This is a genomic window from Kaistella sp., from assembly GCF_041824135.1.
Taxonomy (GTDB): domain Bacteria; phylum Bacteroidota; class Bacteroidia; order Flavobacteriales; family Weeksellaceae; genus Kaistella.
On record NZ_JBGZYM010000101.1, the window covers coordinates 39,661 to 59,705 of the forward strand.

Annotated in this window: 20 protein-coding genes; 14 read left to right on the forward strand and 6 right to left on the reverse strand. The window is 36.1% G+C overall.

Annotated elements, in window-relative coordinates:
* Window positions 1–78 precede the first annotated feature (78 nt).
* The 8 genes from ACEYOS_RS13030 to ACEYOS_RS13065 all read left to right on the forward strand — a co-directional run bounded on the left by ACEYOS_RS13030 (window position 79) and on the right by ACEYOS_RS13065 (window position 5,998).
* On the forward strand, window positions 79–639 hold the full coding sequence (locus tag ACEYOS_RS13030) for a hypothetical protein (protein WP_373708166.1): 561 nt from the start codon (window positions 79–81) through the stop codon (window positions 637–639).
* Window positions 636–1,082, forward strand: a complete 447-nt coding sequence (locus tag ACEYOS_RS13035; RefSeq protein ID WP_373708167.1) for a hypothetical protein — start codon at window positions 636–638, stop codon at window positions 1,080–1,082. The genes ACEYOS_RS13030 and ACEYOS_RS13035 overlap by 4 nt, the downstream gene beginning before the upstream one ends.
* A 260-nt stretch (window positions 1,083–1,342) precedes the next feature.
* Window positions 1,343–1,744, forward strand: coding sequence for a hypothetical protein (locus ACEYOS_RS13040; protein WP_373708168.1), 402 nt, complete (start codon window positions 1,343–1,345; stop codon window positions 1,742–1,744).
* Window positions 1,737–2,315: a TetR/AcrR family transcriptional regulator gene (locus ACEYOS_RS13045; RefSeq protein WP_373708169.1), complete on the forward strand. Its 579-nt coding sequence runs from the start codon at window positions 1,737–1,739 to the stop codon at window positions 2,313–2,315. Before ACEYOS_RS13040 ends, ACEYOS_RS13045 begins: the two co-directional genes overlap by 8 nt.
* A 93-nt stretch (window positions 2,316–2,408) precedes the next feature.
* Complete coding sequence (locus ACEYOS_RS13050; protein WP_373708170.1) at window positions 2,409–3,404, forward strand: NADP-dependent oxidoreductase; 996 nt, start codon at window positions 2,409–2,411, stop codon at window positions 3,402–3,404.
* A 16-nt stretch (window positions 3,405–3,420) separates the two neighbouring features.
* Window positions 3,421–4,581, forward strand: coding sequence for an iron-containing alcohol dehydrogenase (locus ACEYOS_RS13055; protein ID WP_373708171.1), 1,161 nt, complete (start codon window positions 3,421–3,423; stop codon window positions 4,579–4,581).
* Between the two features lie 192 nt (window positions 4,582–4,773).
* Window positions 4,774–5,454: a type 1 glutamine amidotransferase domain-containing protein gene (locus ACEYOS_RS13060; protein WP_373708172.1), complete on the forward strand. Its 681-nt coding sequence runs from the start codon at window positions 4,774–4,776 to the stop codon at window positions 5,452–5,454.
* Between the two features lie 286 nt (window positions 5,455–5,740).
* On the forward strand, window positions 5,741–5,998 hold the full coding sequence (locus ACEYOS_RS13065) for a SemiSWEET transporter (RefSeq protein WP_373708173.1): 258 nt from the start codon (window positions 5,741–5,743) through the stop codon (window positions 5,996–5,998).
* 51 nt (window positions 5,999–6,049) lie between these two features.
* On the opposite strand, the gene ACEYOS_RS13070 is transcribed toward ACEYOS_RS13065, so the two are convergent.
* Window positions 6,050–6,811 carry an XRE family transcriptional regulator gene (locus ACEYOS_RS13070; RefSeq protein ID WP_373708174.1) on the reverse strand — a complete coding sequence of 254 codons (762 nt, stop codon included), beginning with the start codon at window positions 6,809–6,811 and terminating at the stop codon, window positions 6,050–6,052.
* Between the two features lie 62 nt (window positions 6,812–6,873).
* Here ACEYOS_RS13070 and dinB point away from each other — a divergent pair, with 62 nt between their 5' ends.
* The 5 genes from dinB (at window position 6,874) to ACEYOS_RS13095 (ending at window position 12,650) form a co-directional block, all read left to right on the forward strand.
* Window positions 6,874–8,025, forward strand: coding sequence for a DNA polymerase IV (gene dinB, locus ACEYOS_RS13075; protein WP_373708175.1), 1,152 nt, complete (start codon window positions 6,874–6,876; stop codon window positions 8,023–8,025).
* Between the two features lie 101 nt (window positions 8,026–8,126).
* Entirely contained in the window at window positions 8,127–8,483 is a 357-nt protein-coding gene (locus ACEYOS_RS13080) for a type II toxin-antitoxin system RelE/ParE family toxin (RefSeq protein WP_373708176.1), read from the forward strand.
* A complete protein-coding gene (locus ACEYOS_RS13085; RefSeq protein ID WP_373708177.1) occupies window positions 8,480–8,794 on the forward strand; it encodes a helix-turn-helix domain-containing protein in 315 nt (104 codons plus the stop codon). Before ACEYOS_RS13080 ends, ACEYOS_RS13085 begins: the two co-directional genes overlap by 4 nt.
* 375 nt (window positions 8,795–9,169) lie before the next feature.
* Window positions 9,170–12,232 carry a DNA polymerase III subunit alpha gene (locus tag ACEYOS_RS13090; protein WP_373708178.1) on the forward strand — a complete coding sequence of 1,021 codons (3,063 nt, stop codon included), beginning with the start codon at window positions 9,170–9,172 and terminating at the stop codon, window positions 12,230–12,232.
* A 109-nt stretch (window positions 12,233–12,341) separates the two neighbouring features.
* The gene (locus ACEYOS_RS13095; RefSeq protein ID WP_373708179.1) at window positions 12,342–12,650 is read left to right on the forward strand and encodes a hypothetical protein; all 309 of its coding nucleotides are present in this window, start codon (window positions 12,342–12,344) and stop codon (window positions 12,648–12,650) included.
* Window positions 12,651–13,005: 355 nt separating this feature from the next.
* Here the strand turns inward: ACEYOS_RS13095 and ACEYOS_RS13100 are convergent, their stop codons facing one another.
* Together ACEYOS_RS13100 and ACEYOS_RS13105 are read right to left on the reverse strand one after the other, a co-directional pair.
* Entirely contained in the window at window positions 13,006–13,308 is a 303-nt protein-coding gene (locus tag ACEYOS_RS13100; RefSeq protein WP_373708180.1) for a helix-turn-helix domain-containing protein, read from the reverse strand.
* A complete protein-coding gene (locus ACEYOS_RS13105; RefSeq protein WP_373708181.1) occupies window positions 13,292–13,657 on the reverse strand; it encodes a type II toxin-antitoxin system RelE/ParE family toxin in 366 nt (121 codons plus the stop codon). The genes ACEYOS_RS13100 and ACEYOS_RS13105 overlap by 17 nt, the downstream gene beginning before the upstream one ends.
* A 336-nt stretch (window positions 13,658–13,993) precedes the next feature.
* Between ACEYOS_RS13105 and ACEYOS_RS13110 the strand changes: the two genes are divergently transcribed.
* Window positions 13,994–15,010, forward strand: coding sequence for a M28 family metallopeptidase (locus tag ACEYOS_RS13110; RefSeq protein WP_373708182.1), 1,017 nt, complete (start codon window positions 13,994–13,996; stop codon window positions 15,008–15,010).
* A gap of 195 nt (window positions 15,011–15,205) precedes the next feature.
* Here ACEYOS_RS13110 and ACEYOS_RS13115 read toward each other — a convergent pair whose 3' ends face one another.
* The 3 genes from ACEYOS_RS13115 to uvrA form a co-directional block, all read right to left on the reverse strand.
* Window positions 15,206–15,592 carry a hypothetical protein gene (locus ACEYOS_RS13115; protein ID WP_373708183.1) on the reverse strand — a complete coding sequence of 129 codons (387 nt, stop codon included), beginning with the start codon at window positions 15,590–15,592 and terminating at the stop codon, window positions 15,206–15,208.
* Between the two features lie 81 nt (window positions 15,593–15,673).
* Window positions 15,674–16,576 (reverse strand): FAD-binding domain-containing protein, encoded by a 903-nt coding sequence (locus ACEYOS_RS13120; protein WP_373708184.1) that lies wholly within the window; start codon window positions 16,574–16,576, stop codon window positions 15,674–15,676.
* A 574-nt stretch (window positions 16,577–17,150) separates the two neighbouring features.
* Window positions 17,151–19,937 carry an excinuclease ABC subunit UvrA gene (gene uvrA / locus ACEYOS_RS13125; RefSeq protein WP_373708185.1) on the reverse strand — a complete coding sequence of 929 codons (2,787 nt, stop codon included), beginning with the start codon at window positions 19,935–19,937 and terminating at the stop codon, window positions 17,151–17,153.
* Window positions 19,938–20,045 lie beyond the last annotated feature (108 nt).

The window sequence follows — 20,045 nt, forward strand, 5'->3', positions numbered from 1 at the left end:
ATTCTCCCTATTTTTGCACGCTGAAAAAACAGCCATCTACCATCCCTAAACCACATTCTCAGGAAAGAATTTTACTTCATGAAAAAACACAAAGCCGCTCGGTTTTTGATGATATCAACTGTTTTATTTGTACAGCTTATATTTTTATTAATGATTATTAAAGAGCAATATGAATCGAATAATTTTGCGACCATCCTTTCCATAATCGCAGTGACCTTAGTACTGATATCAGGGTATAAATATTTGGATTTACATCATGAAGAATATGTTTACGAAAATATTTCTGTCGTAGTTTGGGTACCGATTGGAGCGGTGATTTGCTATTTGTTGAATACATCAACCGATCTCGGAAGTGTTTTATCAGTCGGCATTACGGGTGCAGTTGCTTCCTTGTTACCTTCCATCGATAAAAAATCAGACTATTTTAACAAGTTACCAGCCGCTATTTATTGTGGAGCTTTCATAGGAATGTCGAGTGTCAAAATTGCACCATCGATTGGTTTTGTCATTGCTGCCGGAATTTTAGCAGGTCTCTTTTTTATGCTTGCAAAAAATCTATTCGTTGGGATTGGCGGAAAATTCGGAAGTATTGCCTTCGGCAGTATGGTCATTATCTCTTTAATTAATTGGTTACTATGAACGATTTAATCATGACAACCGTCGCTGGAATTCTCGGTGCGACACTTACTTTTTGTGTAAGTGAACGTTATCAACTGGGTCCGATTCGGTCTTCCGCTTTGCTGTCGATTGCGGTCGGATTGTTTTTCTACAGTTTCCCGAACATCTTTAATCCTTATCTCACCAAAAATATTCCTTTGGTCTTTATGGGAACTTCCTTCATCGGTATGGTTTCCGCTAAATCGTACGGAAGTTATTTTCGTTTGGCTGTTGCCGGCAATTTATTCAGTATTATTTACTGCAACAAAAGTCTTTTCTTCGAAGGTTTTGGTGGTGCGCTTGGAGCCCTGGCTTTTATTTCTTTATTAACGGTCATCAGTGTGTCTGATTTAATTGCCAGAAAAACGAAAATGAAAAGAGTTTACGTCCGCGTTAGAAGAAGAGGTTGGACGTATAAAAATTAGCATCGATTAAATCATATTTTCAAACGCAGCATATTATTTTTCAAACATTTTTTTAGAATTAAATTTTCTTTGCGCAATCTTATACACGATAACTCATTATTAAAAGGTCAGCTTTAAGATTTTAAAATTTTTAAAAGGTGGTCAAACTCTTGCTAAAATCGATTGTGAATTTAGATAGTTTCAATCGAATTACTGAAATTTAAAAATGAACGTTCATTCTTTTTTTTGTATCTTTGTACTATCAAAAAAAGTAAACGAAAATGAAAGTAATTTTTTGGGTGATTGTAAGCATCCTTTTAGCAGTGTTAATGATGGTTGCCGGCATTCAGCATTTATGGAATCCCGAATTCTATCTGCCTTTTGTGCCGTCCTATTTACCTTTTCCGCTAGCCATCGTTTATTTATCAGGAGTGGTGGAGTTGCTTTTGGGAGTGGTCACTTTATTTTTAAATCAAAAATATACCAAATATGGCATTTTAGGAATTGCGATATTAATGGTGATTTTCTTACCGCTTCACATTGAAGATGCTTTGCGGGAACAACCTGTTATTGGAAGTCCGACTTTTGCGTATATCAGATTAGCAATTCAGTTTCTATTAATTTGGCTTTCTTGGAATTCTTACAAGTTTACTTCATCTAAAAAGGTTTTAAACAATGCTTAAGAAAGAAAAGATCACCGATAAAAAAAGTGCTTTATTGAATGCGACTTTGACTTTGGTCAATAATCACGGCTTTCATAACACCCCAATGTCTAAGATCGCCAAACTTGCGGGCGTGTCACCAGCAACGATCTATCTTTATTTTGAACATAAACAGGATTTAATTAATACGCTTTATTTAGAAGTAAAAGAATCGTTCAGTGCCTGTGCTTTTGAAGGCTATCAAGAGGAATTGTCCGTGAAAAAAGGCTTTGAACTCATTTGGTTTAATATTGCCAATTACAAATTAAAACAAATAAACGAAGCGACTTTTTTGTCCCAATGTGACAACAGTCCCATGATTGATGAGGCGATCAGAGTAGAAGGATTAAAACATTTGCAGCCTTTACTTAATCTTTGGGAAAAAGGAAGAAAGGAAGGAATCATTAAGCCACTTTCTGATTACATTCTTTATGCTTACACCATTTATCCGCTTTCTTTTTTACTGGAAATGCAAGACCGTGAAATTTATAGCGTTAATGAAAAAATCAAGAAAGAAACTTTTCAAGCGGCTTGGGATGCGATTCGGATATAATATTTTTTCCACTGAAAAAGAATGAACGTTCAGTTATTAAAGCTGTTTCAATATTTTTTGACAATAAGAACTTTTAATTTTAAAATTATAAAAATGAATAAAACAATCATACTCAATAGTCGTCCGGTTGGGAAACCTCAACAGTCAGACTTTAAAGTGATCGAGGAAGAAATGCCAGAAATCAAAGACGGCGAAATTCTTTTGAAAACTAAATTTGTTTCCGTCGATCCTTACTTAAGAGGAAGAATGAGTGATGCAAAATCCTATGTTCCTCCTTTTGAACTTCAAAAAGCAATGAGTTCTGGAGTCGTCGCAGAAGTAACAGAGTCTCAAAATGATCAATTTAAAGTAGGAGATTTTGTCTCAGGAATGTTAGAGTGGAAAGAATTTCAAAATTCAAAAGGAGAAAATCTTTTAAAAATTAATGACCAACTCGCGCCGCTTTCTAATTATTTAGGAGTTTTGGGAATGACTGGATTAACCGCTTATTTCGGACTCACCGAAATTGGGAAACCACAAAAAGGAGAAACTATTGTTGTTTCTGGAGCCGCTGGAGCCGTCGGAAGCACCGTTGGTCAAATTGGAAAAATATTGGGTTGCCGCGTCATCGGAATTGCGGGAACTGATGAAAAAGTAGAATTACTAAAATCTAAGTTTGGTTTTGATGATGCTATTAACTACAATACTACAAAGGACATGACCAAAGCAATTGCCGAAGTTTGTCCGGATGGAGTTGATGTCTATTATGACAATGTTGGCGGAACGATTTCCGACAGCGTGCATGCGAATATCAACAGATTAGGCCGAATTATTGTATGTGGTGCCATCTCCGCTTACAATGATACTTCAATACCGCAAGGTCCGCGTGTTGAACATTTTCTGATCCGTAAAAGTGTCTTGATGCAAGGCTTTATCGTCAGCAATTACGCCGAGAAGTTTCCAGCCGGAATGAAACAATTGTCGCAGTGGTTGTCGGAAGAAAAACTACATTCTGAAGAAACCATAGTTGAAGGTTTTGACAATATTCCTCAAGCCTTCCTCAATCTTTTTGAAGGGAAGAATACAGGAAAAATGATCGTAAAAATATAAACAGAAAAACAAAAATATGAACAATTTTAAATACAGAAATCCAACAAAAATATTGTTTGGTAAAGGTCAGATAGAAAATCTTTCGACAGAAATCCCTGCTAACTCAAAAATACTGATGCTTTACGGAGGCGGAAGTATTATGAAAAACGGAATTTACGAACAGGTTACAAAAGCACTTTCAGAATATGAAGTTGTAGAGTTTGGTGGAATTCCGGCCAATCCAGAATACAGCGTTTTATTAGATGCTTTGAAAGTCATCAAAGAAGAAAACATCACTTATCTTTTAGCAGTTGGTGGCGGTTCTGTGATCGACGGAACCAAGTTTTTATCAGCTGCAGCTTTATATGAAGGCGATACGCCTTGGGATTTATTGACCAACAAAAAACCAGTGACCGAAGGTTTGCCTTTCGCAACGGTGTTGACGCTTCCTGCAACAGGTTCAGAAATGAATTCAGGATCGGTCATTACGAGAGCTGAAACGAAAGAAAAATTAGCGTTTGGTGGACCAGGATTGTTTCCAATATTTTCTGTTTTAGATCCGGAAGTTATCAAATCGATTCCACAACGTCAACTGGCGAATGGGATTGCTGATGCGTTTACGCACGTTTTAGAACAATATATGACGTATCCAATTGGTGCGAAATTACAGGATCGTTTTGCCGAAAGTATCATCCAGACGTTGGTTGAAGTGGCTCCGACAATTATGAAAGATCCATCCGATTATGAGGCAGCATCCAATTTTATGTGGAGTTGTACCATGGCTTTGAATGGCTTAATTCAGCAAGGAGTTCCTGGCGATTGGGCAGTTCACTCGATGGGTCACGAATTGACAGCGCTTTATGGCATCGATCACGCCCGAACTTTGGCCATTTTAGCTGGAAATCATTACCGTTATAACTTCGAAAACAAGAAAGAAAAATTAGCGCAATATGCTGAACGCGTTTGGAATGTTACGGAAGGAACTTTGGAAGAAAAAGCGCACGCTGGAATTAACAAAACCGATGAGTTTTTCAAATCGTTGGGAATCGATATTAAATTATCAGATTACACCAAGGATTATGAAGAAACGGGTAGTATCGTTGCAAAACGTTTTACCGAAAGAGGCTGGGATGGTTTAGGAGAACACAAATCTTTGACTCCGAATGACGCTCAGAAAATTATCGAAATGAGCTACTAGAAAGTAGATCTTACAAGAAATGTATTGTGAATTTCATTGCGGACTTTGCTAAGTGCAACGCCTTTGCGAACTTAAATAAGGATGTGAAACAGTATTTTTAAAAAAATCTTTGCGACACTTTGCGTTAAAAATTTATTGTTCAATATGAATATTCAAAAAATTATTAAAATTTAAACACTTAAAAAAAAAGATATGAAAATATTATTTGTCTTAACATCTCACGATCAATTAGGAAACACCGGCGAAAAAACGGGGTTTTGGATCGAAGAATTTGCAAGTCCTTACTATTATTTAGTAGATAAAGGCGTTGACGTTATTTTAGCTTCTCCAAAAGGTGGACAACCACCAATTGATCCTACGAGCGACAAGCCAGAAAATCAAACTGAATCTACAAAAAGATTTAAAGGTGATTCAGCACTTCAGGAAAAATTGAGCAAAACGCATCAACTTTCTGAAGTTTCATCAGATGATTATGATGCCGTATTTTATCCAGGTGGTCACGGACCATTATGGGATTTGGCAGAAAGCGAAGTTTCCGCAAAACTGATCGAGAGTTTTTACAACTCCGATAAACCGGTTTCTTTTGTTTGTCACGCGCCCGCAGCTCTGAAACATGTAAAGAGCACAAATGGAGAACCTTTGGTTACAGGTAAAAAAGTAACTGGATTTACCAATACAGAAGAAGCTTTGGTACAGTTAACCGATGTTGTTCCATTCTTGGTAGAAGATATGTTGAAAGAAAATGGCGGAATCTACAGTAAAGCTGGCGATTTTGAACCGTATGCTTTAGAAGATGGTTTATTGATCACCGGTCAAAACCCAGCTTCATCTGAAAAAGTAGCTGAAATATTATTAGCTCAACTTCAAAAATAAAAACCATTTAGTTTCGAATAATTAATAAAAAGTTCCAAAGTGGTTTTCTACTTTGGAATTTTTTTTATGATTACGAATCGGTTTAAATATTTTTCAAACAGAAAAGGCATTCTATTATTACCCATTAAAATCTTCGGAAAAGTGTATAAAGAATAGTTTGTATATTTTGCAACCTTTTGATTCAGTTATTTTTGCATTTCTCTTTTGCCACTTTTGTGGTTAAAAAATAAATCTTTTTAAAAGCTTACAAATTCTTTTTGCTACATTCGTTTTTCATAACTAAAGCATGAACGAAAATATTTTAGGTTTGGTCGCGGGTGGAATTACTTCCGTAGCCATGTTGCCCCAACTCATCAAAGTTTTAAAAAATAAAGATGTCGAAGATTTATCTTTATTAATGATTCTATTCCTGATTATCGGACTCTCCTTATGGGTTTGGTACGGTTTCATCAAAGAAGAACTTCCCATCATCTTATCGAATGCTTTCGCCGTTTTGGTCAATGTTTTTCTCTTAATCTCTTATTTCATGTACCGTAAAAAATAATTTTTTTCTTATGATATTTCTGAAATTGGTGTAAAACATTTGTGTTTCTTTTTACTTCTTATTAATCAAATCAATCTCCTTCTTCAAACTCAAAAACATCTCCTTTACCGTCATCATATCCAAAGTTTCATTCTCAAATTCTGAAGTGTTAATACTGCACGCATATTCCCAGATCTCCACCAGCTCAGAAAGCTTAATATCATAAGGTTTGTACAGCGGATTATCGGAACTCACGGTGATGTTTCTAGCTGTTTTCTTTTCAAACCTTTTATAAACAACACCTTCATTTTGGGTAATGAAAATATAAGTTTTATCTTTCTTTAAATCAGTCACATTTTCCACATATTTCCCCACGATGAATGTTCCGTTTTTAAAAGGCGGCATAGAATCTCCACTTGCCGGAAAAGCCCGAAATTTTCCGTTCCGTAAAAAAGGTAAGGAAATCGTTTGCAGCTTTTCAATATATTCAGGATCGCTGTAACCTTGCAAATAACCCATCTGCGCTTTTTCGGGAATAATTTCTATCTTATTTTCCCCTTTTTCATCTACTGTGATTGGAAGGATCGTCCGATTGTCTGGGAGTTTCATCATCTTTTCTAAAGAGTATTTACTTAAGTCCAAACCCACCAATAAATCGATGCTGATTCGGTAGTATTTAGACAGACGAATTAGGATTTCGATAGGCGGTTCACTGGAGCCATCTTCATATTTTGCGTATCGCCCGCGGGTAATTAAAAGGTCATCTGCAATTTTTTGTTGAGCATATTTTTGCTGACCTCTCAGATGCCGCATGTTTTCTGATAAAATTGACATTGCTATAAATTATAGCAACAAATATACAAATTTTTGATATAAAACGTACTAATTTTGTACCCATGAATCGAGCAATTGCACATATGGATTTGGACACTTTTTTTGTGTCCTGCGAAAGATTACAGGAATCAAAACTAGAGGGTATTCCTATCATTATTGGTGGTGGTGACCGTGGAGTAGTGGCGTCTTGCTCTTATGAAGCGCGTCGTTTTGGTGTGCGCTCAGCGATGCCGATCAAAATGGCTTTGAGGTTATGTCCTGAAGCCAAAGTGATCCGCGGAGATTATGAACGCTACTCGAAATTTTCCAAAGAAGTCACCGAAATTATTCAGGAGAAAGTTCCTGTTTTAGAAAAAGCAAGCATCGATGAATTTTATATGGATCTGTCCGGCATGGATCAGTTTTTTGGCTGTTATCAGTGGACGAAAGAAATTGCTGATTCGGTCACGAAAAATACAGGTTTGCCGATCAGTTTTGCTTTGTCCACAAATAAAACCGTTTCAAAAATTGGCACTGGCGAATCTAAACCAGTCGGAAGATTAGAAATCCAGGCTCAAAATATAAAACCATTTTTAAATCCGTTATCCGTCCGAAAAATTCCAATGGTTGGTGATGTCACTTTTCAATTGCTTTCCCGCGTTGGAATCCGAACCATTCAGACTTTAGCCGATATGCCCGTTTTGGTTTTGCAGCAAATGATTGGCAAAAATGGGGGTGAACTCTGGAAAAAAGCGAACGGAATTGATTTGACTCCTGTTGTCCCGTATTCCGAAAGAAAATCACTCTCCAGCGAACATACTTTCACGAATGACACCATGGATCTATTCGAACTCAAAAGGTTAATTTCAGCCATGGCAGAATCTCTCGCTTATCAATTAAGAAAAGAAAAGTGGCTGACTTCCACCGTCGTTTTAAAAATCCGATATGCTAATTTCGATACTGAGACCAAACAGTGCAAAATTTCTTACACTTCTATTGACCACACTTTAGCGCGGGTCGCATTAGATTTATTTGAAAAACTCTACACCCGTAGAATGCGGCTTCGATTGGTTGGTTTGCGATTTACCAATCTCGTTCACGGAACGTATCAGATGAATTTATTTGAAGACAGCGAAGAACTCATGAATCTTTACCAAGCCATGGATCGCATGAAAAATCGGTTTGGCAAAAATGCTCTGGGACGCGCTTCCGGATTTGATTTGGCTTCTGTTTAAATGTATAAAATTGTGTCACACTCAATAATCATCAATAAAATAAATCAGATAGGTTTCGTTATGACGAAACTTTGTTTACCTTTGAATTAACCGAATATCTAATGAAAAATCTTTTTGAAATTATCTTTTTAGAGGAAGCATTTGAGTTTTTAAGTGGACTTGAAAAGAAGCATTATGAGAAAATTCTTTACAATATTCGTAAATCTCAAATCACTCATGATCCCGAACTTTTCAAAAAATTGACCGATGATATTTGGGAATTTAGGACGCTTTATCAAGGTCTTCAATATCGGTTTCTTGCATTTTGGGATAAAACTTCTTCAACACAAACACTGGTTATTTCAACTCATGGATTTATAAAGAAGAGTAGTAAAGTTCCTGATAATGAAATTCGAAAGGCAGTTAATTCGAGAACTAAATATTTTGCAGATCAGCAGTTAAAAAACAGAAAAAAATGAAAACATATACTTTAAACCAGGTTCAGGATCAGTTAATAGGAGAAATCGGAACCACTCAACGTGACCTATTTGAGTATGAACTTCAAATGGATCTAATTGGTAAAGCAATTAAGGAAGCCAGAATTGAAAGGAATTTGACGCAAGAAGAGTTAGGAAAATTAGTAGGGGTACAAAAGGCTCAAATATCACGATTAGAAAGTAATGCCAGTAATGTCACAATAGATACCTTATTGAAAGTTTTTACTGCTTTAAAAGCTAGGGTGAAATTACAGATAGAATTGCCCAACTTAAATATTAGTTTGGGAGAATAGTGGAGTCAAACTATTATTAAATGTATTTTAAAAGATGCTTCGACAGGCTCAGCATGACACTGATATTCATTAGGTGCTGGATTCAATATTTATTTAAAAAGTTACAGAAGCATTTATTTAAAATTTTTTTAAGAGGTTAAAAAAGCCTTTATAAATTTCAATTTTAGAAGGAAATCTTAGTGGTCTTAACTTCTTCATCGAGATCTTAATGGTAAAAATATTTAACCAAACATCGGTCTGACCTCATGCAAATTTCAGAAAATTCTGATGTTTTTTTAAAGATTCAAATAGAAAAAAAGGGAACGTGTTTGATTTCAAATAATACCTCAAATTTTTGTCTCTCATCTATTAGTCTATTATCTCTCATCTAAAAAAATGTTCCTCAATTCCCACACTTATCACAGTCTCCGTTACGGCATTTTATCAGTTGAAGAACTGGTGAAGCAAGCCGTTGATGCTGGTGTGAAAAAACTGGTGTTGACCGACATCAATACCGTTACCGCGATTTATGATTTTAAAAAAGAATGTGAAAAATTTGGAATTAAACCAATTGTAGGCGTAGAAATTCTAAAAGAAAACCAACTCCTTTATATTACTATTGCAAAAGATGAAACCGGAATTGCAGAGATCAACCGTCTATTAACCAATCATAATTGCGATGAAGTAGAACTTCCGCAGATTTCTCCAGATTTTCAGAAAGTGTTTGTTATTTATCCATTGGGAAATATTCCGGAAGTCTTAAAGGAAAATGAATTTGTCGGCGTTCGTGCAGAAGAACTGAACCTTTTAATTCGTCCAGAGTGGCAAATGTTTCTGGATAAAATGGTCGTTTTGCATCCGATTACTTTTAAAACTAAAAAAGAATTTAATCTGCATCGAATTTTAAGAGCTATCGATCAGAATACTTTGATTTCAAAACTCTCGGAAAGTGATTGCTGTTCGCCGAATGAAGTTTTCGAACCTGTTTCAACTATTCTGGAGAAATTCAAAAGATATCCCAAGATGATTCAAAATACCCAATTCATTCTTGATAATTCTGAATTCAATTTTGATTTTAAAACACCGAAAAATAAAATCTACTTTACTGAAAATAAAGAAACCGATGCTGCACTTTTAAGAAAACTTGCATACGAAGGTTTGGATAAAAGATACCCAGAAAGAACGCAAATTGTCATCGATCGGATTGAGAAAGAATTGAAAGTTGTTACTGAAATGAATTTCGCGGGCTATTTTCTAATTACTTTAGATATTGTAAAATACAGTAGGAGTCGTGGTTTTCTGCATGTTGGACGTGGAAGTGGAGCGAACAGTATTGTGAGTTACTGCCTCGGGATTACAGAGATTTGTCCTATTGAATTGAATCTTTATTTCGAACGTTTCCTGAATACCCAACGTAAAAATCCACCCGATTTTGATATCGATTGGAGTTGGCGGGAACGGGACGAAATTCTAAAATATATTTTCGAACGCTACGGAAAAGAACACGTCGCTTTTTGTGGAACGAATGTCGAATTTAAATACCGCTCCATTTTTCGGGAAGTGGGGAAAGCTTTTGGGTTGCCGAAAGAAGAACTCGATGTTCTGGCGAAAAATCCGATGGCGACTCATGATGAAAATAAAGTCGTCAAACTTGTACAGAAATACGGAATGCTGCTGGAAAAATTTCCGAATCAACGCAGCATGCATTCCTGTGGAATTATTATTTCCCAGGAACCAATTACCAATTATACCGCTTTGGAAATGCCACCGAAAGGTTTCCCCATCGTACAGTTTGATATGAATGTGGCGGAAGATATCGGTTTTGAAAAGTTTGATATTCTTTCTCAGCGCGGTTTGGGAACGATCAAAGATACTTTAGACCTCGTCAAGAAAAATCAGGGAATTGATATTGATATTCATAATACGACGCTTTTTAAAAATGATAAAAACTGCAATGATTATTTAAGCATCGGAAAAACAATCGGCTGTTTTTATATTGAAAGTCCCGCCATGAGAGGTTTGCTTCGACGTTTAAAATGCGAAGATTATAAAACTTTGGTTGCTGCTTCTTCCATTATTCGTCCGGGTGTGGCGAAAAGTGGCATGATGAAAGAATATATTTTTCGACATAATAATCCTACAAAGTTTGAATATTTCCACGATGTTTTTAAAGAGCAACTCGGTGAAACCTACGGAATAATGGTTTATCAGGAAGATGTGATTAAAATCGCCTTGCATTTCGGTGGCGTTTCTGCTGATGACGGCGATGTTTTAAGAAGGGCGATGAGTGGAAAAAGTCGGTCGATTCAGAAATTACAGGAAGTTCGGGAGAATTTTTTTAATTCCTGTGCGAGAAAAGGTCACCCCGAACAGCTTTCACAAGAAGTGTATCGACAGATCGAATCTTTTGCGGGTTATTCTTTTTGCAAAGCACATTCTGCTTCTTATGCCGTAGAAAGTTATCAGAGTTTATATTTAAAGGTGAATTACCCGATCGAGTTTATGGTTTCGGCCATCAATAATGGCGGTGGTTTTTACCGCACAGAAGTGTATGTTCATGAATGCAGAATGGGTGGTGGAAAAATTCATAATCCGTGTGTGAATAAGAGTTTATTTGAAACGACGGTTTATGGCGAAGATGTTTTTTTAGGTTTCATGCATATTGAAAAACTCGAAAGCAGAATCGCTAATTTTATTCCGGAAGAAAGAACAAAAAATGGAGATTACATTTCCTTAGAAAACTTTATCAAACGTGTTCCGGTGGGGATTGAAACTTTACAAACCTTGATTTTTGTAGGTGCTTTTCGATTTACGGGAAAACCTAAAAATGAATTATTGATTGAAGCGCGATTGCTCATAATCCATTTCAAACCGGAATATCGCTTGCCGACTTTTTTTGAAACTCCAGTCCAGGAATACCAACTTCCGGTGTTGAAAAGAAATCGTTTTGAAGACGCTTTTGATGAAATAGAAATTTTGGGATTTGCCGTCTCTTGCAGCCCATTTGATCTGTTGCAAACGAAATACCGCAGCATCATCATGGCAAGACATTTACCACAGCATCATAAACGACAAGTGAGAATGTTGGCGTATTTAATTTCGCGGAAACATGTTCCGACTAAAAAAGGAACCATGTTTTTCGGAACCTGGATTGATGCAGAAGGAAACTTTTTCGATACGGCGCATTTTCCGGATAATTTACAAAAATATCCTTTTCAGGGTGGCGGTTGTTATTTGTTGTTGGGACAGGTTGAAGTTGATTTTCATTTTCCTACGATTACCATTTTCAAAATGGCGAAAATGCCTTTTATTCCTGATCCGAGATATGCTGAAGATCAGCAGAAAAGTTATGAAGTTCACAAAAAGATCAATGAAGATGTAAGTATGACGACCAGAAATCCTTATCCACAAGAACATGAGATTGGGTTGCCGCGGAATAAGATGGTGGTCGTGAAATAATAAAATATCTTAATAATTTTTTGCCTCTTGAAATAATCATTACTAAGAATATTATCGTTTTATAAAGACTTTGAGGATAATTTTTAAATTTGTTTAAAACTTTGATGTGATGAAATCTACACGGGAAATTTTCAAAAATAATCCTTCCTTACTTCAAGAGCTAGAAGTGATAGAACTTTTGGAATATTGCGACGAACTGGAAACTGAAATTGTAGAATTCAAATTTGAAAAATCAAACAGCAAAGAATTAGCAATGCTCGATATGCTGCAGGAAGTGATAAAAGGATGCAATGACCTGGAAAAAGAACAGACGGAACATGACCGTTTTGGATATGAAGCGCCGCAATATCAGGAAGCAATTTTAAGTTTAAAAAAATATATTTTGGACCGTTGCAGAGAGGAGAAAATCTGGCTTTAAGATGCGTGATTTTACTTATAACTTATCACTGCTACAATAATTTGGTTTAGATTATTTTCATCTTCCCCCAATCACGATTTTCAAGATGGCCAATATGCCTTTCATCCCAAATTTGAGATATGCTGAAGACAAACACAAAAGTTATAAAGTCTACAAAAAAGATCAATGAAGTTGTGAGTATGACGACGGAAATCCTTATCCACAAGAACATGAGATTGGGTTGCCGCGGAATAAAATGGTGGTGAAGTAAGGTGTTGAGGAATTATGTAAACGCAAAGACAAAAAAATTCGAATAAAAAATGCTACTGAATTACTTGTGCAAAGAGGGCTTTCTAACTTTTTTAAAGTTTAATTTTTACTGAATAGTCAAGTTTATTTTTCGTCCAAGACCAATCTCAATGAGTTTGTAAAGTGTTGAAAGTTGAATGTCGCTGTGTCCATTTTCGATTCTTGAAATAAAACTTTTTTTAGCACCGATTTTATCCGCAAGTTGTTCTTGGGTCATATTGGCAAGTTTTCTTTCTTCTTTAATTAATTCGCCAATTGCAAAAGATTTAGCTTTAATTTCAAAGTTAGTTCTGGTTTCTGTACCTGTTTTACCATGTCTTTTGTCAAGATGTTCGGCGAAGGTTTTTATGTTTTTATTTTTTGTTTCCATCTTTAATGTCTTTTTGGTCGAGAAAGTATTCTTCCATTATTTTCTCTGCTTTATTTAATTCTTTTGTGGGAGTTTTCTGACTTTTTTTCTGAAATCCATTAAACAGTACTACTAAATTTCCTTTATCGAAACAACAGAATATTCTGTAGATATTACTTTCATACTCAATTCTAACTTCAAAAAGTCCTTTTATACCTTCGATACTTCTAAAAAATTTAGTTGGAACCCTCTCAAGAATAGTTATCATAAAAAGTACTTCGTCAATTTTGTCCTTTACTTTATCGGTAAGGGTTTCAAAAAACTCTTCAAAGTAATGTTTATATAAAACGATTTCTCTAATTGCTTCCATGTGCAAAGTTAACTAATAATGGTACAGGTCACAATAGAAAATGATTTTCTTTGGGAAACTAAATTAATAAAAATAAAACGTATCAAATTGTCTAGATTCTTATTTTTAAATTGCATCTACAGGCCGACTTGAGTGGAGCTCATTTTTTTTCGCGTTGGCAAAATCGTTGGTAAAAAATAGCGCGAATCTCGTCCTGAAGACGAGAGAATTGTCCGTCCAAATAATAATTCAGAAATAGCGCTTTTGATTAAAGATGAAAAATCTGAATGAGAACGAAAGAAAAGAAAACCCCTGATTTAAAAATTAAAACTATCTTTAAACTTCAAAAAATTAAACATGAAAAATTCTAAGTATTTAATACTTCCGCTGGCTTTTGCGCTATTGCAAAGTTGTGCCGCCAATCTTTCTTATTCGGGTTCGCCGTTTCAGAAATCATATGAATCGATAACGTCTGATGAGTTGAAAACTCATCTGTACATCGTGGCTTCAGACGAAATGGAAGGTCGGGATACCGGAAGTGAAGGTCAGAAAAAAGCTGGAAAATATTTGATTGAACAGTATCAGAAGATGGGTGTCTCTCATCCGAAATCCATGAGTTCTTATTATCAGATTGTTCCGAAAGAAGCTTTAAATGGACGAAGAGGAAGCTTACCACAATCAGAAAATATTTTGGCATTTATCGAAGGTTCAGAAAAACCAGAAGAGATCATTGTGGTTTCTGCGCATTACGACCACGTCGGAATGTCGAATGGTGAAATTTATAATGGCGCTGATGATGACGGAAGTGGGACGGTGGCCTTGTTAGAAATGGCTCAAGCCTTTCAACTGGCGAAGAAAGCTGGAAACGGACCGAAACGTTCGATTTTATTTTTACACGTTACGGGTGAAGAACACGGACTTTTAGGCTCTAAATATTACGCTGATAATCCGATCTTCCCAATGGCAAATACGGTCGCCAATTTGAATATCGACATGATTGGAAGATGTGATCCGGGAAACTGTGGGAAAGACTATGTGTACGTGATTGGATCGGAAATGTTGAGTACTGATTTGAAGAAAATTAATGAGGCAGCGAATAAAGAAACGGTCAATTTAGAATTAAACTATAAATATGATGATCCCAATGATAAAGACCGTTTGTACTACCGTTCTGATCATTACAACTTTGCAAAAAACGGAATTCCGGTGATTTTTTATTTTGATGGAATTCATGAAGATTACCATAAACCAACCGATACGCCAGACAAAATCGATTATGTGTCTTTGAAAAAACGTACGCAGTTGGTGTTTGCCACAGCGTGGGAATTGGCGAATAGAAAAGATAGAATTGTAGTAGACAAAAACGGGAAGTAAAAATATTTTCAATTACTAATAATTACAGAGAATCAAGTTTAACTTGGTTCTTTTTTTTTGAAGTAGAATAGGGGTGAATCTTTACCAGACTCCGCCCGCTTTCTGTTGCAATCTTTTCCCGCCACTTCGTGTTGGGAAAAGGATTTCCACGTCAATCGGGACTAGAAGAAAGAGCAGTTATTCTGTCAAAGATCCTCAGGAATCTAAGCCTTCCAAAAACTGTTGGGCGTTCCTGAAGTGATGTTCTTTTTTATCAGCATCCATTTTTTGTAAGGAATAATACATCATCGACACGCGCGGGTTGGTTTTGAAAAACTCTTGTTGCTTATTGACGAAACTCCAAAAAAGGCCATCCCAAATTTGATCCCATTCTCCCGCAGGATAATCGCTCATTTTTTTAACATAATTGGAGCCGCTCAAATAGGGTTTGGTCGCAAATGTTCCACCATCTGCAAACTGGCTCATCCCATAAATATTGGGAACCATCACCCAATCGTACGCGTCGATAAAAAGTTCCATAAACCAGCGATAAACTTCTTTGGGATCAAATTCGCAGAGGAGCATGAAGTTTCCGAGAATCATCAGTCTCTCGATGTGATGACAATAAGCGTTCTTTAAAACTTTTTGATGGTGTCATCGATGGGCGGAATTCCAGTCGTGCCGTCATAAAAACTTTTCGGATTTTTCGGGTGAAGTTGAAGAAGTTTTGGGTGCGGGAAAATCTTCCTTAATTCCCTCAAAATGATAATTGGTTGGATGTTCTTTAAAAATAAAGTTTTCTGTCGAAATCATTTTATTTAAAGTTGCAAACTCTCCGACGTAAATTTTTAAATCTGGAATATTCTTAGATAATTCTATGGCGAAATCGAGCGTTTTTTTAGTAACAGGAAATTTTTCGAATAAAGAAGGTTCCAATAGAAGTACTCTTTGGAAATGTTCTGTTTGATGCCAAGTCGGATCTAAATTATAGTAAGTGTAGATCAATGTTTTTTCGTCTACCAAAGAGGGACTTTTAAAACCAGTGAGATCTGTTCGGAGCGAAAATTTCTCTGTTTTTTTTAAAATCTCTGGAGTTTGCAAACTTTCAAATTCCGAATAATCGACATCTAAAAAAGTATTCTTTTCAGTTCCGCCAAAATATTTATTGAGATTATCCTGATTCGCAAAATATTTCTTTTTAGAAAAACTTCCGGCAACCCATTGCCAACTGAGATGATTACTCGCCAGATCGCCGTCCAGCAAATTACTGTACAGCCATTTCGCGGGTTCGGACCAGTGACAATGCGCAATATTACAACAAACGGACGCTAAATACATTCGCAAATGATTGTGAAGATAACCTGTTTCGTAAAGGGTTTTTACGGCGTCATTTAAAATTTGAATTCCAGTTTCACCCTTTACAATTGCGGTGGGAATTCCATGATTTTCTATCTGTTCCTGCGATTGTTTCAGATCGGTAAAGATTTCGTCTCCTTTTTGCTTCCAGACATTTTGAAAATAATCACGCCAGGCTAACTCCTGAACCAAACGTTCGACTTCAAACCACTCTAAATTTAGAGTTTTCACATGGTCGAAAACGTCTCGCGTCGAAATGACGCCACGCGAAATGTAGGGACTAAGTTTTGTGACAGCGCCATCTTTGAAATTTCTTGAACTCCCATATTTAATGGGATCAATTTCTTGAACTCTTTTTAAGATGGAAGGAAGATCTGTGGGAAATTCGATAGCAAGTGTTTTTATTTAAATTGTACCGACTATTTCGGAAGTAGAAATTTAAGAAAAATTATTCAGTTGGTAAGATATTGAACAATAAAGCCAACTTCGAATAGCTGGCTTCAATTATTTAAAATGGAATTTATTTTAACAAAAAATTATTGAGGTATATTTATTATGAAAACGGTAATACTAATTCCCGTTAGATGAATTAATGAAATAACAATTTTTTGTAATAAAGTTATTCTTAATTTAAACCAAACTATTATTAATAAGTAAAGAATGCTCAAAAACATTATAATTAATACAACTAAATCCAATCCAGGTCCGGCTAAACTTGTCGGTGCAAAATTACCCGCTAAACAAAGTAAACCCAGTCCTAATAAATAAAAAATAATATGAATTACTGGTTTCTGTAATTTGGAATTCATTTCAGTTTCTCAATCAAATATTTCCCTGTATGCGATTTCTTATTCTTCACTAAATCTTCGGGCGTTCCGGCGAAAACAACTTCACCACCGTATTTCCCGGCTTCTGGACCGATGTCGATAATATAATCAGCGGTCTTAATAATGTCGGGTTGGTGCTCAATTACAATTACTGAATGGCCCAATTCAATCAAAGCTTGCAGCGATTTTAATAATTTATTAATATCGTGGAAATGCAGTCCAGTCGAAGGTTCATCAAAAATGAACAGTGATTTATCTGTCGTCGCACCTTTTACTAAAAACGACGCCAATTTTACTCTTTGCGCTTCACCGCCAGAAAGGGTAGAAGAGCTTTGTCCTAATTGTAAATAACCCAAACCAACTTCCTGCAAAGGTTTTAGTTTCGTTACTATTTTTGGTTGTTCGTTATCTTTGAAGAATTCTAACGCTTCGTCAACGGTCATGTGGAGAATATCTGAAATATTTTTTTCGTCAAATTTAATTTCGAGGATTTCATTTTTAAAACGTGCTCCGTGGCAGGTTTCACATTCAAGTTCGATATCGGCCATAAACTGCATGGAGACCGTAATTACGCCTTCACCTTTGCAATCATCGCAACGTCCACCGTCAACATTAAAGGAGAAGTGTTTCGGCATTAAACCTTGCATTTTCGCCAGTTTCTGTTTCGAGAATAAATCGCGAATATCGTCGTACGCTTTTAAATAAGTCACCGGATTTGAACGCGAAGATTTACCGATCGGATTTTGATCGATAAGTTCAATGTTTTTAATCAGTTTGGTTGGGAAATCTACCGAATCGTAATCTCCTTTCTTTCCACCCATTCCGAGTTGTATCTGAATATCATTGGTCAAAATCTCTTTCATTAAAGTCGATTTTCCACTTCCGGAAACTCCGGAAATAACCACCAAACATTCCAGTGGAATATCAACATCGATATTTTTTAAATTATTCTGACGGGCACCTTTAATGTGAATCCACTCTTTCGGTTTACGACGGGTTTCAGGAACTTTAATTTCTAGTCTTCCCGTTAAATATTTTGAGGTTAAGGTATCAGCATTTTCTAATTCGTCGAAATGTCCGGCAAATACCAATTCGCCACCAAGATAACCCGCTTCCGGACCAATGTCAATAATATAATCAGCGGCTTTCATAACGTCTTCATCATGTTCTACAACGATTACGGTATTTCCCAGATCGCGAAGACTTTTTAAAACTCCAATTAAATTTTCGGTATCGCGGGAATGCAAACCAATCGACGGTTCATCTAAAATATAGATCGATCCAACCAAAGAACTTCCAAGTGAAGTTGCCAAATTGATCCTTTGACTTTCTCCACCAGAAAGCGTGTTCGAGGTTCTGTTAATGGTTAAATAACCCAATCCAACTTTATCTAAAAATGCGAGTCGAGTCGTAATTTCATACAGTAAACGTTTTGCAATTTCAGCATCGTGATCGTTTAGTTTTAATGATTTTATTAAAGGTAAAAATTCATCCAGAGGCAATTCGATCACCGACTGAATATTGTGTCCGTCGATCTTCACCCATTTTGTTTCCTCACGCAAACGCAAACCTTCACAAGTTGGGCAAAGCGTTTTTCCGCGGTATCTGGAAAGCATTACGCGATACTGAATCTTGTATAAATTTTCCTCCAGCATTTTGAAGAAATTATTAATCGAAGGGAAAGTTTTGGTGCCATCACCTTTCCATAAATAATTTTTCTGATCTTTCGTTAATTGATGATAAGGCTTATGAATAGGAAAGTCTTTGGCTTTTTTAATAAAATCTCTTTTCCATTCGCTCATGCTGTCGCCTTTCCAACTGGCTACGGTTTCTTCGAAAACGGATAAGTTTTTATTGGGAATCACGAGGTCTTCATCAATGCCGATCACTTTTCCATAACCTTCACATTCAGGACAGGCACCGTAAGGATTATTGAAACTGAAAAAATGAACATTCGGTTCCATGAATTCTATTCCATCCAATTCAAACTTATTAGAGAAATCGGTTATTTTTCCACTTTCAATATTTTTCAAAGAGCAATAACCGTGACCTTCATAAAAAGCCATTTGAATAGAATCTGCTAATCTTTGAAGAAAACTTTCATCGGCATCATAACTGAAACGATCGATGACCAACTGAATTTCCATATCTGCTTCGGGTACAAAACCGAAACTTTCTAAATCCTCTATTCCAGCCACATTTCCATTCACTTCCAATCTTGTAAAGCCGGAAAGTTTTAAGGTGTTAACTTGCTCCGTAAATTTCTCAACTTCAAATTTTAAAGGAGTTCTCAAAAGGAACGTCTGATTTTCATTTTTTTCAATGAAATTAATTACATCCGTTACCGAATCTTTCTTGACTTCATTTCCGGAAACTGGCGAGAAGGTTCTACCAACTCTGGCGAAAAATAATTTTAAATAGTCGTAAACCTCGGTAGAAGTTCCAACAGTGGATCGTGGATTGGACGAAATAACTTTCTGCTGAATTGCAATCGAAGGCGCCAAACCTTTAATATCATCAACTTTTGGCTTTTCTAATTTTCCTAAAAATTGTCGCGCATACGAACTCAAACTTTCGACATATCGTCTTTGTCCTTCAGCATAAATCGTGTCAAAAGCGAGCGACGATTTTCCACTTCCCGAAACTCCCGTGATTACGATGAGTTTATTTTTAGGAATCAGAACGTCAATATGTTTCAGATTATTAAGATGCGCATTTTTTACGAAAAGTTGTTTCTTAATATCGATATCTGTGGGTGTAATCATTGTAAAATTTAAGGGCTACAAAATTACGGAATTTTTAAGAGAAATTTTCTGTAGATTATTTGGATTTCCAGATAATTTTTGCAATATTTGTTTCAACAAATAAATGTA